The organism is Lysinibacillus telephonicus (assembly GCF_039654155.1).
In the GTDB taxonomy this organism is placed as follows: domain Bacteria; phylum Bacillota; class Bacilli; order Bacillales_A; family Planococcaceae; genus Ureibacillus; species Ureibacillus telephonicus.
In genome coordinates this window covers 3,995,286-4,014,198 of the sequence record NZ_CP155468.1, presented here as the reverse complement: position 1 = coordinate 4,014,198, position 18,913 = coordinate 3,995,286, and the positions used below count along the sequence as shown (strand labels likewise).

Annotated in this window: 9 protein-coding genes, 3 rRNA genes and 1 riboswitch; of the genes, 9 read left to right on the top strand and 3 right to left on the bottom strand. The window is 38.2% G+C overall.

The genetic code is table 11. The annotated features are described in order from the left end of the window. Positions 1–187 precede the first annotated feature (187 nt). The 8 genes from guaA (at position 188) to rrf (ending at position 13,137) form a co-directional block, all read left to right on the top strand. Positions 188–1,738, top strand: a complete 1,551-nt coding sequence (gene guaA / locus MKY04_RS19395) for a glutamine-hydrolyzing GMP synthase (RefSeq protein ID WP_346234987.1) — start codon at positions 188–190, stop codon at positions 1,736–1,738. A gap of 783 nt (positions 1,739–2,521) precedes the next feature. After that, a complete protein-coding gene (locus MKY04_RS19390) occupies positions 2,522–3,334 on the top strand; it encodes a CPBP family intramembrane glutamic endopeptidase (RefSeq protein WP_126295830.1) in 813 nt (270 codons plus the stop codon). 306 nt (positions 3,335–3,640) lie between these two features. Further along, a complete protein-coding gene (locus tag MKY04_RS19385; RefSeq protein ID WP_126295831.1) occupies positions 3,641–4,636 on the top strand; it encodes a permease in 996 nt (331 codons plus the stop codon). A gap of 10 nt (positions 4,637–4,646) precedes the next feature. Next, the gene (locus MKY04_RS19380) at positions 4,647–5,567 is read left to right on the top strand and encodes a TIGR03943 family putative permease subunit (protein WP_126295832.1); all 921 of its coding nucleotides are present in this window, start codon (positions 4,647–4,649) and stop codon (positions 5,565–5,567) included. 229 nt (positions 5,568–5,796) lie between these two features. Next, positions 5,797–5,898: riboswitch (purine riboswitch) on the top strand. Between the two features lie 115 nt (positions 5,899–6,013). Further along, complete coding sequence (locus tag MKY04_RS19375; RefSeq protein ID WP_346234986.1) at positions 6,014–7,336, top strand: NCS2 family permease; 1,323 nt, start codon at positions 6,014–6,016, stop codon at positions 7,334–7,336. Positions 7,337–8,118: 782 nt separating this feature from the next. Further along, positions 8,119–9,669: ribosomal RNA gene (locus MKY04_RS19370) — 16S ribosomal RNA — on the top strand. A gap of 333 nt (positions 9,670–10,002) precedes the next feature. Continuing rightward, a 23S ribosomal RNA gene (locus tag MKY04_RS19365) occupies positions 10,003–12,922 on the top strand. A gap of 99 nt (positions 12,923–13,021) precedes the next feature. Then, a 5S ribosomal RNA gene (gene rrf, locus MKY04_RS19360) occupies positions 13,022–13,137 on the top strand. Together the 16S, 23S and 5S rRNA genes form the textbook arrangement of a ribosomal RNA operon. 1,454 nt (positions 13,138–14,591) lie before the next feature. Here rrf and MKY04_RS19355 read toward each other — a convergent pair. The 3 genes from MKY04_RS19355 to istA form a co-directional block, all read right to left on the bottom strand. Further along, the gene (locus MKY04_RS19355) at positions 14,592–15,101 is read right to left on the bottom strand and encodes a VanZ family protein (RefSeq protein ID WP_346234985.1); all 510 of its coding nucleotides are present in this window, start codon (positions 15,099–15,101) and stop codon (positions 14,592–14,594) included. A gap of 180 nt (positions 15,102–15,281) precedes the next feature. Beyond that, the gene (gene istB, locus MKY04_RS19350; protein WP_036180664.1) at positions 15,282–16,007 is read right to left on the bottom strand and encodes an IS21-like element helper ATPase IstB; all 726 of its coding nucleotides are present in this window, start codon (positions 16,005–16,007) and stop codon (positions 15,282–15,284) included. Then, positions 16,000–17,430 (bottom strand): IS21 family transposase, encoded by a 1,431-nt coding sequence (istA, locus tag MKY04_RS19345; protein ID WP_346234451.1) that lies wholly within the window; start codon positions 17,428–17,430, stop codon positions 16,000–16,002. Before istA ends, istB begins: the two co-directional genes overlap by 8 nt. Positions 17,431–17,744: 314 nt before the next feature. On the opposite strand from istA, the gene MKY04_RS19340 reads away from it, so the two are divergent. Beyond that, on the top strand, positions 17,745–18,827 hold the full coding sequence (locus MKY04_RS19340; RefSeq protein WP_246020255.1) for a mechanosensitive ion channel family protein: 1,083 nt from the start codon (positions 17,745–17,747) through the stop codon (positions 18,825–18,827). Positions 18,828–18,913 lie beyond the last annotated feature (86 nt).

Sequence of the window (18,913 nt, the reverse complement as noted above, 5' to 3'; positions counted from 1 at the left end):
GCTAAGCAAAATGCCTTTTTGCGACGAAAGCGTAGCAACAGGAGCAGGGCACTTACGCTTTTCTTATATTGTTAAAACCTTCAACGGTTGTTGAATTCGTATTAATATGAATTTAAAATTTTGGCCGTGGTATATTAATGTTGATGAAACGAGGAGCCTTCAAATTTTAGAAGAGGTGTAAAAGCGCATGACAACTCCATTGTTAAAAGAACAAGAAAAAATTGTCGTTCTAGATTTTGGTAGCCAATTTAACCAATTGATTACTCGTCGTATTCGTGAGTTTGGTGTTTTCTCTGAATTACATCCACACACAATTACAGCTGAAGAGATCAAAGAAATGAACGCAGTGGGTATCATTTTCTCTGGTGGACCAAATTCAGTTTATGACGAAAAGGCATTTAAAGTAGATGAAGCCATCTTTGATTTAGGATTACCGATCTTAGGAATTTGCTACGGAATGCAATTAATGTCATATTCATTAGGCGGAAAAGTTGAAGGAGCTGACCACCGTGAATATGGGAAAGCGGAAATCAACGTAACGTTAGACAATAAATTATTCGGCAACCTTCCAAAAGAACAAGTGGTATGGATGAGTCATGGTGACCTTGTAACTGAAGTGCCTGAAGGATTTGAAGTAATTGCAACAAGCACATCTTGTCCTATTTCAGCAATGCAAAATGTTGAGCGCAGTTTATATGCTGTACAATTCCATCCAGAAGTACGCCACTCTGTCTACGGTAATGATCTTTTGCGTCAATTCGTATTTGATATTTGCCATGCAAAAGGCGACTGGTCAATGCAAAACTTTATCGAATTAGAAATGAAAAAAATACGTGAACAAGTTGGCGATAAGCAAGTTCTATGCGCGTTGTCTGGTGGAGTAGACTCATCAGTAGTAGCTGTATTGATTCATAAAGCAATCGGTGACCAATTAACATGTATGTTTGTGGACCACAATCTTAACCGTAAAGGCGAAGTTGAGCAAGTTATGAAAACTTTCACAGAGGATTTTGATATGAAAGTTATTAAAATCGATGCTCGTGAACGTTTCATGAATAAACTAAAAGGCGTTTCGGATCCAGAGAAAAAACGTAAAATTATCGGAAATGAATTTATTTACGTATTTGATGAAGAATCTTCAAAATTAGAAGGTATGGACTTCCTTGCGCAAGGAACTCTTTATACTGATATCATTGAATCAGGAACTACAACAGCTCAAACAATCAAATCACACCATAACGTTGGTGGACTGCCAGAAGATATGAAGTTTGAGTTAATTGAACCATTAAAAACATTATTTAAAGATGAAGTACGTGCTTTAGGTTTAGAATTAGGCTTACCTGAAGAAATCGTATGGCGTCAACCTTTCCCAGGCCCTGGTTTAGGTATTCGTGTACTTGGTGAAGTAACAGAAGAAAAATTAGAAATAGTTCGTGAAGCGGATTATATTTTACGTGAAGAAATTAAAAATGCTGGCCTTGATCGCGACATTTGGCAATACTTCGCAGTGCTGCCTGACATCCGTTCGGTTGGTGTAATGGGTGATGCTCGTACGTATGATTACTCAGTAGGTATCCGTGCTGTAACATCAATAGACGGCATGACTTCCGACTGGGCACGTATTCCATGGGATGTATTAGAAAAAATCTCAGTTCGCATCGTAAACGAAGTAAAACACGTTAACCGTGTGCTGTATGATATTACATCTAAGCCACCAGCAACGATTGAGTGGGAATAAGTTTAAATAATTATTCACGGATAGAGTCATATCACCGTTTAACCGCGATTTATGTTGATATAAAATGTTCACCTACAACGATTGACTTTCAAAAATTTACTCTCTTTTATTTACGTTTTTTTAGTAAATGAAAGGGAGTTTTTTTATAACTAAAGTAGTTCAGTTAATCGAAATTAATCGAGAGAAAGATTATCATATTTCGTTCATACGCCCCTAATTCACTATCGCAGCCATAACTTCACCTCTACGCCTTCCTGTCCACGTTAGTACATACATATCAAATTTCATTCCGTTAAATATATCTCTGGCAGTATGATTTGAATTCGGATAGATTATATATTTTAATCTTTTTTAGTATTTTGAATGTTGGTTCTGTTTGTTCTCTTCTTTTTTTATTTCGAGACTTCCTCCTTATATCGTATCGATTCCTTTCATGGCTTAATAATCCTTCTTAATTGAGTGTTAATCCACTTCACCTTTGTAAATTATAATTCAACTTTCCTATCTAGCCAGGTTAGCTTTTATCTAAAAGAGTAGTAAATGGGAGAGAGTTATTTTAGTGTATAAGAATATCCTTCCTGTAAGGGGGAATTTAGGGTTCATTAGGGGGAATGAAAAGAACGATGTTGCATCAATAAAAAGGGGGAACTTTTTGGGTAAGTATATAAATGTATTTCTAGAATTTCATGTGTCCATAGAAAAAATACGTAATCCTTTAAGGTGAGTAAGTATTAAGTAAGGATGAGCATTGCTGTATTCTAAAAATTAAGGCGGGGAGTATATATGAGTAGAGACAAAAAACTAAAAAAACCGGTAGTAAGTTTTATTTTACTAACCAATATCATTTTTTGGCCGCTTTTTCTTCTTGTAGGAGTCACGAGGTTATTAGAATTTCCTATATGGTTCTTTGTTGCAATGCTCTGTATATCTGCTTGGTCTTCAACTTTTGCTTTTGGATTGCTGTTTAAAAGGATCTATCCTGGACAGAGTTTTATTCAATTTGTAAAAAATAAATTTCGAACTAAAATTAAATTTTCTGTAGTTCTTTCTGTAAGTATGGTTCAACTCTTCATATTTTTGATAATTTTGTTTATCGTGTCTAGTAATAGCGAAGCAGATTCTATTTTTAATAGGACTACATCGGGAGTATTAATCTACTACTTTATTAAAACCTTTTTGTCAGGACCACTAGGAGAAGAACTAGGGTGGAGAGGTTTTGCACTAATGGAGCTTCAGAAAAAATATTCACCATTAAAAGCTTCGATAATCATAGGGTTTTGGTGGGGGATATGGCATTTACCTATATGGTTTACTACAGGGTTTACAGGCTTTGATTTAATCAAATATATGCTGTTCTTTATGATTGCAATCATATCCACTACAATCATCATGGCAGCATTCTATAACTTAAATCAAAATTTAATCGTTCCAATTATTATCCACTTTTTCTTTAATCTATTTATTGGTTTAATAAATGGGAAATTAATCGAATTAATTATGTACAACGCGGTTTTTTATTTGATAGCAGCAGTGTTAATTATCGTTATAAATCCGAAGAAGGTATTGTATGGGAAGAAAGTTTGTAAACCTCATTAACGATAAATATTCTTGATATAGGATGTTTACCGTTGTTAATAAAGAATTCAATTAACTATGGGTACTCACTATGTAAATATTGTGTGGGAATAGGAAATAAAATAATCAACAATTAAATATTCAAAATAGCTCTCTTTTATTTGCCCGAAATAGCAATGAAAGAGAGTTTTTTATTGTCGAATAAAAATAAATAGGAATTATTACGATTTAAAACAAATACTATATTATGAGATGTCTATTTTCTAAGTTTTGAATTTTGGACAACCGTTAAATAAAAATCTAAGCAATAAAGAAAGAGGAGATACGATGCAATCAAGGCAGAAGCAATCTGTAAATTTCTCAACAGTATTTGTTTTAGGGATATTATTAGTTTTACTAATCCCGCTACTTTTAAGGGGTAAATCGTTAGCAATTCCGAATTCCTTCCAACAATTAAATACGATTTTTCTCAGTATATTAATTGAGGCCATTCCATTTGTGCTAATTGGGGTGTTGATTGCTGGGTTTATTCAAATCTTTATTACAGAAGAACATATTCGAGCTTGTATACCGAAAAATAAATTTCTAGCAGTATTAATGAGCTGTGTTGTAGGGGCGGCATTTCCAGCTTGTGAATGTGGAATTGTTCCGATCGTACGTAGATTAATTGGGAAAGGCGTTCCTTTATATGCAGGAGTCGGGTTTCTATTAACTGGTCCACTCATTAATCCAATCGTTATTTTATCAACTTACATGGCATTTGGTAATGATATGGAAATGGCTTTGCTGCGCATGGGGGTTGGATTTGTTGCGGCGTTGGCAATTGCTTTAGTGATTAGCATCTTATTTAAATCGAACCAATTGAAAAAATCCAAGGGAAGCCATCATTTAGATGCTCGAGTGAACAAAAAGCAGCCATTTATTACAAGGGTTAATGATATGTTAAAGCATTCTATAGATGAATTTTTTGATATGAGCAAGTATTTAATTGCAGGTGCATTTGTTGCTGCCTTCTTACAAACTTATGTATCTACACAATCTCTATTGCTGTTTGGTGACAATCAGGTGCAGTCAACTATCGTTATGATGGCTCTGGCATTTGTTCTTTCTTTATGTTCTGAAGCGGATGCCTTTATTGGTGCTTCCTTTAGAAATGTATTTCCAACAACCTCGATATTAGCTTTTTTAATTTATGGACCGATGATTGATTTGAAAAATACGATTATGTTATTAAGTGTGTTTAAGGCGAAATTTGTTTTTGTTTTATTTTTACTGATCACAATAATCGTCTTTATATTTGTAAATTTAGCGAGCTTTATATAGGAGGTGTGGTATGAGATTTCATTTTCAACATTTTTTAAAAGCCATTTTATTAGGGTTATTTACTTTGTTTTTTACTAACCTCCATATTACAGGTGATATCACAAAGTATATTAATCCAAAATATGATTTTATGAGTAAAATTGCTGCAGTCTTTTTTCTAGTTCTGTTCCTAATCCAACTTTCTCGTATATGGCAGAAAAAGCATATTCACCATGTTTGTTCTCATGGGTGCAGTCACGATCATGGCAACGATTATTGGAGTTTAAAAAGAGTAGTTGGCTATAGTATTGTTGCCTTTCCGATCATAACCGGATTTACGCTGTCACCTGCCACATTAGACTCGTCTATTGCAGCTAATAAAGGGTTCCTATTATCTCAAGGCAGCAATGAGGAAAAGGTGGACAGTTCAGATAAAGATTCTTTAATGGAAGATGCAGAGTCCTTAGTGGAGAAAGAGAATATTGATATTTACTCAAGTGAACATATTCCTCTGCCAAATAATAACTATCTTTCTGAAGAGGAATATAATGATAAGTTTAGATTGCTTCAGGAATCAGAAACGATACAAATGACTGATGATATGTTCAGTTCCTATTATGGAGAGATTAACGAGAACCCTCAGCCTTATGTTGGAAAAACTATTAAAATGAGTGGTTTCGTATTTAAAGAAGATGGATTTACTAATAATCAACTAGTCATTTCAAGATTTTTGATTACGCACTGTATAGCGGATGCAAGTATAATTGGATTTCTAGCTGAATTTCAGGGGGCAGAAACAATTGAAGAAGATACGTGGATTGAAATTGAGGGTGTTATAGATATAGGTACCTATGGTGGATATGAATTACCGATTATTAAGGTAACAAGTCTAAACGTTGTTGATGAACCAAGTGAACCGTATATCTATCCGGTGTTAACATTATTAGAGTAATACAGCTTTCTGGCGTTGTGCAAGAATATAATCATTATCTTCGTTATGATGGTTTCATTCTCAGAGCAAAAGGGTCCGTCCTAATAGATGGACCCTTTTATATTATGATAAAGTGTATAGTTTCCTATTATTTGAAAAAAATTAAACTTATTTCCGAACTTTTATCTACTTATTTAATAAAATGTTCGTAAAAATGGTTGAAATAGAAAAGAGGAGGTGGTATATTACTAACGTAAATTAAATATTTAGTCGTATAATGTCGAGAATATGGCTCGAAAGTTTCTACCAAGCTACCTTAAATAGCTTGACTACGATTTGGAATAAATGATGGATTACTATGGTTATACTATGGTTATATAGTAATTCGCCTAAATCGTAGACATGCAACTTTTAATAGTAGCGTGTCTTTTTATTTTGACATTGTAACGACAATACGGAGGAAGAAAATGAAGAAGTATTTCCAGTTTGATCAACTAGGTACAACATATGGTCGTGAAATTCTAGGAGGTTTCACTACATTTTTAGCTATGGCTTATATTTTAGTTGTTAACCCTTTAACGTTGACTTTAGATGATGTAAAGGACCTTCCAGATGCTTTACGTATGGATTATGGTGCAGTCTTCGTAGCAACCGCAGTTTCAGCAGCAATTGGATGTTTCATCATGGGGTTCTTAGCAAAATATCCATTGGCACTTGCTCCTGGTCTAGGTCTTAACGCATTTTTCGCATACACAGTAGTTTTAGTAAATGGTAGTCCTTGGCAACACGCTTTAGCAGCAGTATTTATTTCAGGTGTATTTTTCTTATTATTAACATTGACTGGTTTACGTGAAAAATTAATTAATGCCATTCCGATGGAGTTAAAATTAGCGGTAGGGGCTGGTATTGGTTTATTCATCGCGTTTATCGGTATGCAAAACGCAAAAATTATTGTTAATAACGATGCTACTTTAGTTGGTATCGGCAACTTCCACAATCCACAGGTTTTACTTGCAGTATTCGGTATTATTATTACAGTTGTTTTATTAGTTAAAGGTTTAAAAGGCGGCGTATTCTACGGAATGGTCATTACTGCTATTGTAGGGATGATTTTTGGTTTAGTTGAATTGCCTAGTGGTGTATTTTCAGCACCGCCAAGCATCTCGCCGACATTTGGTGCTTTATTCAGCGCATTCTCAGACCCAGAATTCTATTCTTTATCAATGCTTTCTGTAATTCTTACTTTCTTATTTGTAGACTTCTTTGATAATGCAGGAACATTGATGGCTGTTGCGAATCAAGCTGGATTTGTTAAAGATAATCGTTTACCTCGCGCAGGTAAAGCATTAATTTCCGATTCAATTGCTACTATTATTGGTTCAATTTTTGGTACTTCAACTATAACATCTTATGTTGAATCTTCATCAGGTGTAGCAGCTGGTGCGAGAACAGGCTTTGCTTCGGTTGTAACAGGTGTATTATTCTTATTGGCATTATTCCTTTCTCCGTTGTTGTCAGTAATAACTTCAGCGGTTACAGCACCAGCTTTAATAGTTGTTGGGGTATTGATGGTTGCTTCACTTGGTCAAATTGCATGGCATCGCTTTGAAATAGCAGTACCGGCATTTTTAACAATGATTATGATGCCATTAACATACTCAATTGCAACAGGTATCGCGGTTGGTTTCGTCTTCTATCCATTAACGATGATTATTAAAGGAAAAGCGAAAGAAGTAAGTCCAATCATGTATATCTTTGCGGTAATCTTCTTGTTATATTTAGCGGCGTAGTGATTTTCAATATTTAGATAGAAAAGCGATAATTAGCAACTAGTTTGTTGTTTAATTATCGCTTTTTCTATTTAACTAGTATTTTTTTAGATTTTAAGTTAATGGAATAAAGGGGGGAAATAACACAAGAATTATTGTAGTCGAGAAGTCTATAGTTTTAACAATCAGGCTGATTAATTATATTCTTTAATATGGAGTTTAAAATTTTATATTTGGGGAAAATTATTGTTACATTTAAAATGAAACATGTACAAAGTAATTGTAAACTTTTGTTTGGGATATTTTAAGTGATTATAAAACTATTATTATAGAAGAAACTCTTATCTAATTATTTAAATAAAACTAAATTGTTTTACTTTTAAATTTTAACTTGTTAATTGTTTGTTATGGTGATATAGTATTAAACGTTGCTTCTGAGATGAATACTCATTTCAAAAGTAATAAAGGTTTAAAAAACTATTGACACAATAATGTTATGGTGATAATATTGTAAAAGTCGTCTCTGGCGAAAAGTTAGTTTGAAATTAAAAACTGTTGACTTTTCCGTTTGAAGATGATAAGATATAAAAGTTGCTGTTAAAAAGCAACGAAAAAAGCATTGACAAAACATTATTATAGTATTATAGTAATATAATAATAAAGTATCGAATGAACCTTGAAAACTGAACAACAAAACGTTAATGAAATATAGTTTTTAGTAGCTGACCCTCGTCGGTGAACGAAACGAGATTTTGGACATCAAATATGATGCCAGCAAATATTTGAGCTATATCAAATTTTCTTTTATGGAGAGTTTGATCCTGGCTCAGGACGAACGCTGGCGGCGTGCCTAATACATGCAAGTCGAGCGAACTGATGAGAAGCTTGCTTCTCTGATGTTAGCGGCGGACGGGTGAGTAACACGTGGGCAACCTGCCCTATAGTTGGGGATAACTCCGGGAAACCGGGGCTAATACCGAATGATTCATTTCATCTCCTGATGAAATGCTGAAAGATGGTTCTGCTATCGCTATAGGATGGGCCCGCGGCGCATTAGCTAGTTGGTGAGGTAACGGCTCACCAAGGCGACGATGCGTAGCCGACCTGAGAGGGTGATCGGCCACACTGGGACTGAGACACGGCCCAGACTCCTACGGGAGGCAGCAGTAGGGAATCTTCCACAATGGGCGAAAGCCTGATGGAGCAACGCCGCGTGAGTGAAGAAGGTTTTCGGATCGTAAAACTCTGTTGTAAGGGAAGAACAAGTACAGTAGTAACTGGCTGTACCTTGACGGTACCTTATTAGAAAGCCACGGCTAACTACGTGCCAGCAGCCGCGGTAATACGTAGGTGGCAAGCGTTGTCCGGAATTATTGGGCGTAAAGCGCGCGCAGGCGGTCCTTTAAGTCTGATGTGAAAGCCCACGGCTCAACCGTGGAGGGTCATTGGAAACTGGAGGACTTGAGTGCAGAAGAGGAAAGTGGAATTCCAAGTGTAGCGGTGAAATGCGTAGAGATTTGGAGGAACACCAGTGGCGAAGGCGACTTTCTGGTCTGTAACTGACGCTGAGGCGCGAAAGCGTGGGGAGCAAACAGGATTAGATACCCTGGTAGTCCACGCCGTAAACGATGAGTGCTAAGTGTTAGGGGGTTTCCGCCCCTTAGTGCTGCAGCTAACGCATTAAGCACTCCGCCTGGGGAGTACGGTCGCAAGACTGAAACTCAAAGGAATTGACGGGGGCCCGCACAAGCGGTGGAGCATGTGGTTTAATTCGAAGCAACGCGAAGAACCTTACCAGGTCTTGACATCCCGCTGACCGCTATGGAGACATAGCCTTCCCTTCGGGGACAGCGGTGACAGGTGGTGCATGGTTGTCGTCAGCTCGTGTCGTGAGATGTTGGGTTAAGTCCCGCAACGAGCGCAACCCTTGAGATTAGTTGCCATCATTCAGTTGGGCACTCTAATCTGACTGCCGGTGATAAACCGGAGGAAGGTGGGGATGACGTCAAATCATCATGCCCCTTATGACCTGGGCTACACACGTGCTACAATGGACGGTACAAACGGTTGCCAACCCGCGAGGGGGAGCCAATCCGATAAAACCGTTCTCAGTTCGGATTGTAGGCTGCAACTCGCCTACATGAAGCTGGAATCGCTAGTAATCGCGGATCAGCATGCCGCGGTGAATACGTTCCCGGGCCTTGTACACACCGCCCGTCACACCACGAGAGTTTGTAACACCCGAAGTCGGTGAGGTAACCTTTTGGAGCCAGCCGCCGAAGGTGGGACAGATGATTGGGGTGAAGTCGTAACAAGGTAGCCGTATCGGAAGGTGCGGCTGGATCACCTCCTTTCTAAGGATTTTAACGGAATAGTTGATTTGATCAACTAACATTAACGTTTTGTGTTCAGTTTTGAAGAGTTCATGTAAATGAATTATCTTCAATTTAGTAATTTCGTTCTTTGAAAACTGGATAAAACGACATTGAAACAAACAAAGTTCAAGAAATTTATTGTAAGTTCTTAAGTCTTTTCTTTATAGAAAAGCTGTAACTAACTTTAAGGGTTTCGAGACACGAGCAGTATAAGGAAATGAACGAGTGAGGACCGGAGCGTACCTATGTACGTGAGGATTCGAACGAGTGAAATTGACGAAAGTATATGATGTGTATCGGAAGCCGCAATTAGGTTAAGTTATGAAGGGCGCACGGTGAATGCCTTGGCACTAGGAGCCGATGAAGGACGGCACTAACACCGATATGCTTCGGGGAGCTGTAAGTAAGCTTTGATCCGGAGATTTCCGAATGGGGGAACCCACTGTTCGTAATGGAGCAGTATCTTGACGTGAATTCATAGCGTCATGAAGGCATACCCAGGGAACTGAAACATCTAAGTACCTGGAGGAAGAGAAAGAAATTATTCGATTCCCTAAGTAGCGGCGAGCGAAACGGGAAGAGCCCAAACCAAGAGGCTTGCCTCTTGGGGTTGTAGGACACTCTATACGGAGTTACAAAAGAATGAATTAGGCGAAGCGATCTGGAAAGGTCCGCCAGAGCAGGTAAAAGCCCTGTAGTCGAAAGTTCATTCCCTCTTGAGTGTATCCTGAGTACGGCGGAACACGTGAAATTCCGTCGGAATCCGGGAGGACCATCTCCCAAGGCTAAATACTCCCTAGTGACCGATAGTGAACCAGTACCGTGAGGGAAAGGTGAAAAGCACCCCGGGAGGGGAGTGAAATAGAACCTGAAACCGTGTGCCTACAAGTAGTTAGAGCCCGTTAATGGGTGATAGCGTGCCTTTTGTAGAATGAACCGGCGAGTTACGATTACGTGCAAGGTTAAGTTGTAGAAGACGGAGCCGCAGCGAAAGCGAGTCTGAATAGGGCGAATGAGTACGTGGTCGTAGACCCGAAACCAGGTGATCTACCCATGTCCAGGGTGAAGGTGAGGTAACACTCACTGGAGGCCCGAACCCACGCACGTTGAAAAGTGCGGGGATGAGGTGTGGGTAGCGGAGAAATTCCAATCGAACTTGGAGATAGCTGGTTCTCTCCGAAATAGCTTTAGGGCTAGCCTCGTGATTAAGAATACTGGAGGTAGAGCACTGTTTGGACTAGGGGGGCATCTCGCTTTACCGAATTCAGACAAACTCCGAATGCCAGATATTTATACACGGGAGTCAGACTGCGAGTGATAAGATCCGTAGTCAAAAGGGAAACAGCCCAGACCACCAGCTAAGGTCCCAAAGTAATCGTTAAGTGGAAAAGGATGTGGCGTTGCTTAGACAACCAGGATGTTGGCTTAGAAGCAGCCATCATTTAAAGAGTGCGTAATAGCTCACTGGTCGAGTGACGCTGCGCCGAAAATGTATCGGGGCTAAACGATTCACCGAAGCTGTGGATGTGCATCTTGATGCACGTGGTAGGAGAGCGTTCTAAGTGCGTTGAAGTCAGACCGGAAGGACTGGTGGAGCGCTTAGAAGTGAGAATGCCGGTATGAGTAGCGAAAGATGGGTGAGAATCCCATCCACCGTATGACTAAGGTTTCCTGAGGAAGGCTCGTCCGCTCAGGGTTAGTCGGGACCTAAGTCGAGGCCGACAGGCGTAGACGATGGACAACAGGTTGATATTCCTGTACCACCTCCCCGCCGTTTGAGTAATGGGGGGACGCAGTAGGATAGGGTAAGCGCGCTGTTGGTTATGCGCGCCCAAGCAGTAAGGCGTGGAAGTAGGCAAATCCGCTTCCTGTAACGTTGAGCTGTGATGGGGAGTTCGTATGAGCGAAGTACCTGATTTCACGCTGCCAAGAAAAGCCTCTAGCGAGGCGGGAGGTGCCCGTACCGCAAACCGACACAGGTAGTCGAGGAGAGAATCCTAAGGTGTGCGAGAGAACTCTCGTTAAGGAACTCGGCAAAATGACCCCGTAACTTCGGGAGAAGGGGTGCTCTCGTGAGAGAGCCGCAGTGAATAGGCCCAGGCGACTGTTTAGCAAAAACACAGGTCTCTGCAAAACCGTAAGGTGACGTATAGGGGCTGACGCCTGCCCGGTGCTGGAAGGTTAAGAGGAGGGGTTAGTGGCATCACGAAGCTCTGAATTGAAGCCCCAGTAAACGGCGGCCGTAACTATAACGGTCCTAAGGTAGCGAAATTCCTTGTCGGGTAAGTTCCGACCCGCACGAAAGGCGTAACGATCTGGGCACTGTCTCAACGAGAGACTCGGTGAAATTATAGTACCTGTGAAGATGCAGGTTACCCGCGACAGGACGGAAAGACCCCGTGGAGCTTTACTGTAGCTTGATATTGAATTTTGGCACAACTTGTACAGGATAGGTAGGAGCCAGAGAACTCGGAGCGCCAGCTTCGAGGGAGGCGTCGGTGGGATACTACCCTGGTTGTGTTGAAATTCTAACCCATACCCCTTAGCGGGGTAGGAGACAGTGTCAGGTGGACAGTTTGACTGGGGCGGTCGCCTCCTAAAAGGTAACGGAGGCGCCCAAAGGTTCCCTCAGAATGGTTGGAAATCATTCGTAGAGTGTAAAGGCACAAGGGAGCTTGACTGCGAGACCTACAAGTCGAGCAGGGTCGAAAGACGGGCTTAGTGATCCGGTGGTTCCGCATGGAAGGGCCATCGCTCAACGGATAAAAGCTACCCCGGGGATAACAGGCTTATCTCCCCCAAGAGTCCACATCGACGGGGAGGTTTGGCACCTCGATGTCGGCTCATCGCATCCTGGGGCTGTAGTCGGTCCCAAGGGTTGGGCTGTTCGCCCATTAAAGCGGTACGCGAGCTGGGTTCAGAACGTCGTGAGACAGTTCGGTCCCTATCCGTCGTGGGCGTAGGAAATTTGAGAGGAGCTGTCCTTAGTACGAGAGGACCGGGATGGACACACCGCTGGTGTACCAGTTGTCTTGCCAAAGGCATCGCTGGGTAGCTATGTGTGGACGGGATAAGTGCTGAAAGCATCTAAGCATGAAGCCCCCCTCAAGATGAGATTTCCCATTACGCAAGTAAGTAAGATCCCTCAAAGACGATGAGGTAGATAGGTTCGAGGTGGAAGTGTGGCGACACATGGAGCTGACGAATACTAATCGATCGAGGACTTAACCAAAATTTTGAACGCATTCAATGTCTTTATCCAGTTTTGAGAGAACGAACTCTCAATTTAATAAAGAGGATTTCAAGAAAATAATTCTTGGAAGCCAAAAAGTGAAGTGATGATGGCAAAGAGGTCACACCCGTTCCCATACCGAACACGGAAGTTAAGCTCTTTAGCGCCGATGGTAGTTGGGGGCTTCCCCCTGTGAGAGTAGGACGTCGCTTCGCTAATGAAACCGCTGAGATTCAGCGGTTTTTTTTATGTAGAAAAAAAGCCCCCAACTACCAAAAGCCGAAGGCGAGTTCGGCGCGTATTAAAATTGAAAAGAGAATGACAAGGAATAAAGAAATAAGTATTGATTCGAGAAGCGCGAGAACCGAGGAGTCCAAGGAAACGAGGAAGAGCGGAGCGCAGCGTACATAGTACGTGAGCACCGCACTGACGAAGTTGACGCAGGAATCCGAAGTGTTATCGCGCTTCGAGATAGCGCCGATGGTAGTTGGGGGCACCCCCTGTGAGAATAGGACGTCGCTTCGCTAATGAAACCGCTAAATATTACGTCAGGTGCTATGTTGCCATTAATGTATGATGATAACCAACTGGGGGGACAACAGTAGATGAAGAAGTTTGTTTCCGAAGGATGCAAGACTATATGTTGATTCCCATGGAAAAGCCGTTTTTTATGTAAGAGCTGTTGGTTTGAAGTCTAGTGATACTGTTAATATAAAATACAAGATTAGATGCTTTTTCCTATTTCCATAATTTCAATTGAAAATGTATTAAGACCATTTTGTTGTGAAATTGTATTAACGATGTTAGTTATTTTAAGTATTTTTTCATCGTCAATATCTGACCTTGGTAATGAAAGTGTCAGTGTTTTTTCATCTGCTGAATAAATCGTATATTGTATTCTTTTATCTGGAGAGAAGCCGTTTTTTGTTAACTCATTTACTATTTTTTTTGTTAATTCAACTTTGTCGATTGTGTTGTTTATCTCTTGTATTTCTTTTAAGCCCTTGTCAGTAGTGTAATAGGGGAGATTCTGATTTTTTTGATCGTATGAATTAAAAATCAGAATGCCAATTACAATAAAAGAAAGAAATAAAATGAAATAAATATTCTTTTTAATGTTACTACCTCCTTTTTAATTAAGAGTATGCTGAAGAAACGTTTTAAATTAAGAAGATAAATCGGTAAGGAGCGGTAAAGTGCTGCTCTTTTTATTATTGGCTCTTGCCTCCCTAACACTTTCTTAAAACAAAATTTGAGTAAATAATAACATTCTACTAAATCGTTATTGGTATAACTGGCTTTATAGTTATTAGATATACATAATCAAAATAGGTAGTAGACTGATTGAAGTCAACTATGAAGAAGTTTTGAGTGGTGTTGTATACCACTCTTTATCCTGTACTTGAGAAAAGTTATTCTAAAATTAATAATTAAACAGAATAAAGAGAGGATGAAAAGCTTGGAGAAATCAATTGATGAATTTTAAAAAAATCAACTTATTTTTCTACCTTTTTGCACCAGTATTCAGCAGTTTTTTTATGTACTAACTGCTAAGCATTTAAACACCACTGAAAATCCAGTGGTGTTTTTATCTACTAGTTAAAAGGAATTAATGTCAGTATAGATTGAGCAAATCACTTTAAGGAAGGAAGAAATTTAGCGAACAATTTTAATTAGCAATGAATAATAACAGTGTCAATACTAGAATTGGTAAGCCAACAATTAAGGAAAGGATAGAAATGGCTGTTCTAATTCTATTTTCATCTTTAAAGAGTTTTTCAAACATTTTATAGAATGCCAATCCTATAAATCCCCCCATTACATTTAAAATGATATCATCAATATCTAATGCACCTAGAGCGAAAATAAATTGGGTTGCTTCTATAGCTAAACTACTTAACAAAATTATAAATAAATTTTTCATGATAGACCTATGTTTTTTATGAAGAATTATATATATCCCTGCTGGTACAAACATTAAAATGTTTCCCCAAATATTCATATCAACAATTCGAACTTGTCCAAACCCATTGTCTACCATTATAAATTCTTTAATCGAATTAAAAGGAATTAAATTAACACTTCTTAAGGATTCCCTTGAAATAAATACTGTATCAACTAATAAAAAGACATAAAAAAGCAATATAAACCAATAGCAAAATCTCAGTACTTTTTGCATTTTATAACCCTCTCTAAATTTAAATCTATACTAATATAGCAAAAGATTCTTAATAAAAAGGTATTATAAATCTTATGAAAATCTTAATTTTACTTTTGTGATTAGAAAGGGGTTGTATTTTGCAAGATAAAAATGCAGAGAATTGCAATGAAAAATACAGAGTGTTGCCACCCAATATTTTTACTGTTTTCTCGACAACGCATTGGCTAAACGGAAGCTCTGTCCCGTATAAGAAATAATATGGGCATGGTGAATCAAACGATCCACCAGAGCTGCCGTTAAACGTGAATCTGAAAAAATACGATTCCACTGACTAAATTCTAAATTTGACGTGATAATCAAACTCTTCTGTTCGTAAAATTCAGAAATGATTTGAAAAAGTAACTCCGCTCCTTCTTTACCAAATGGAAGATAACCCATTTCATCCAATATCATTAAATCAATTTTCTCTAATTTATTTCGAAATTGCTTTAATTTCCCCACATGTAAAGCCTGTTCCAATTCTTCTACTAAATGCGAAACTCGATAAAAACGTACTTCAAAACCTTGCTCACAAGCTTTTCTACCCAGTGCTGAAGCTAAATGTGTTTTACCAGTTCCAGGCGCCCCTACTAGAATTACATTCTCTTTTCTTCGAATAAAATCGAGCTGCACTAGTTCTTCTTTCGATAGATGACTAGGTAAACAAATATCTTTGTGCCATTCGTAGCCCTCTAATGTTTTCGTATCGATAAATCGGGCATTCTTTAAGTTTCTTGCGATCCTTGCTTGTTCCCGACCATCTTGTTCTTTTAATAAAAGTTGGTAAATATATTCTTCAGGTGTTGTAAATGGAACATCATGTATTGCTTCAGCGATATGAGCTAACCGCAATTGCTTACACAATTGTAAAATGGCATTATTCATGACTTGAAGCCTCCATTCCTTTAGGAGATAGCGCATCATAATCAGTCCATTTTACACCGTAAGGATGTTCTTGATCATCGCTATTTTTTCCAATAAGTTCATAAAAATTCTGGTCAATTTCTTTCATATCATGAGTCACTAAAAGAGTGAGTAATTCATTTAGACGCTGTTTCCTTAATGCCAAGGATGGAACTGTTAAATACTCCTTTATACGAGTCGGTAAATAAGGGGTATAACGTGAATGCCCAATAACACGAGGCTTTTTTAACCAATCTTTTAAAATATCTTTCCATGGAATGAAACGTCGTTTCTTCATATAAGGTCTTGCATCTGATAATAAAATTTCTCCCTCATTTGTAATCACTTTGAATGAATCCCAATACGTAATGCAATATAACTGCACATAGTTACGCGCTCTAGGCACATGAATAAAATGCTTGTCTAACTTAAACTCATTATACTTATTAAACTTAATCGGAAACTGCTTAAATACTGGATACGGATCTTCTGGTAATTTTATTAATTGCTTTTGCTCTTGCTGCCATAAATCCTCAATGAGTTCTTCTTTTTCATAATGTGGTCGGTCACGATCTTCCTTCAGTTGTTGCTTTAATTGTTCCGTTAAATCTTCAAAGTCTTTTATGACTGGTGGTAAGCTAAAGAAGTTATATCGTACATAGCCTACTTTATTTTCCACATTTCCTTTTTCATTACCTCTGGATGGATTGCACACTTGCACTTTAAAGCCATAATAGTTTTGGAAATGGCGAAATGCTTCTGTTAATTCAGCTTCTGTATCACCTTTGCGTACTTTTTTGACCGCAGGTGTTAAATTGTCAATTCGAATACTAATTGGCACTCCACCAGCTTGCTTAAACAGCTCTTGTAACCCACCTAGGAAACACTCCAAATTTTCTCCAGGCATCGGTATCGCAAAACCAGTATTACTAGCTGGGAACGTCATAACTAAAACATGAACATCGACAATCTCTCCGTCTTGAACAGCCTCCATTACGCCAAAATCTAGTTGCGCTTCACCTTCTGGATGTTGTAATCGCTCATGCCCTTTACTTACTTCATCATCTTCTGTCGCACGCCATTCTTGAATAAAGTTACAGACCGTTCGATACGATCCTTTAAACCCCATCCTTTTTAAATCCGCAACTATTTTTTTATTTGTTCGACGTAGTTTTTTCTTTAGTTTGAGATCTTCTTCAAGCCAGTCTATAACGATTTCTCCCCATTTTTCTTCGTACATCATCCCTTTTTTAATATGCTTTTTTTCTTGAGGTAACTGATTGCCATCACCATACTTTTTGGCGGTACGCCAATTTACATTCATAGTTTCTGCAATTTTAGAAATAGACAATCCTTTTTCATTTCTTAAAGTTTTGATACAATTAATTTCAGACATTGCTAGCATCCTTTCAAACCTCCACTGGTAAAATTCGACACTTTAACAGTAGAGTGACTTGGGGTGGCTGGCAAGTCTATTTTTTTGCACTAAAAAAGTGCTAGACTCTGTACAAATTCGTTGCACTAGTCTGCACTTTTATTATGCAATACACAGGGGTACTGAATCGAAATGTTTTCAATCAACTAAAGTAGATAAAATTATTTGTAGATATTTTGACTTTTGGTAAAAATCTTTGAAATTGATATGATGGAAAAGTTTTTATATTTGGAGGAAATCCTTCATAATATAACTTAAAAGATGTTAATAGGAGTAATAGAAACATGATTGAATCTTTCCGTTGGCTTTATCCGGATATGGTTAAACCTACTTTGTCAGACATTATTATTTTTCTAACCATCATTGTATTAGGATGGGTTCTTCAACACTATTTATTAAAATACATCATCAAAAAAATTTCCCGCTTTTTTGAAAGAAAAGCTAAATTGATGACTGCACGAATAATCGAACATTTTAGTAGGGAAATCCGACATGCATTTTTTACAATCATTTTATTCTTTGCGGCTGGATTTTTAATTGAAGTATCTCTTTTTTCTAAATCACCAATGAGCAACTTTTTTAATTCATTAATGGTTTTCTATTTCTTTAAGGGAATGTACGATGTATTAACTTACTATGCGAATCATCCTGAATCGTTTCACCTAAATGAAAGTAAATCTACTAAATTAACACCACTTAAATTAAGAATAATTAATGCATCTTTAGCAGTTGTTGCTATAGTGTTAATTGCTTCATTGTGGAACTTTAACTTAAACGGATTTCTTACAGGAATCGGGCTTACAAGTGTTGCATTGGCGTTTGGTGTTCGTGATACGTCTTCGCATATTTTTGGAGGACTGTCGATGACATTCGACAAGCCTTTCGAAGTAGGGGACTTTATTTCAACGGAGGATCATAAAATTGAGGGAGTTATCCAGGATATTAATCTTCGCTCTACTTTGATTTCTACGTCTGATAAAGGGATTGTTTATGTTCCAAATGCTTATTTAATGAACAGACCTATTTATAATTTCTCAAAGCGTGAAAAGCGAAAAATTGAAACATTTGTTTTTTTATCTACGGATAATACTGAGCAATCAATTCGAAACGTTTGCAACGAAATTAATAAACAAATAATTTTGCATCCTCAAATATCAAAAGAAGATTTAATACTTGTGTATATAGATGAGTATCATACAGATTATTATCGAATGCTGATTAGCTTTTACATACCAACGAATGACATTCGTGAAAAATATTCCGTACAACAAGACATTTTATTTGTGATTAAACAAATAATGGACGAAGAGAACATGAAAGTAGTTGATCCTAACAAGGTGAAATTAAAAGAGTTGATAGAAATATAAGTGATATTTAAAAGCAATCCTAATGTTCGTCAATATAAAAATGGGTGACTCACTATTTATAAGTCACCCATTTTTAACTTTGTATT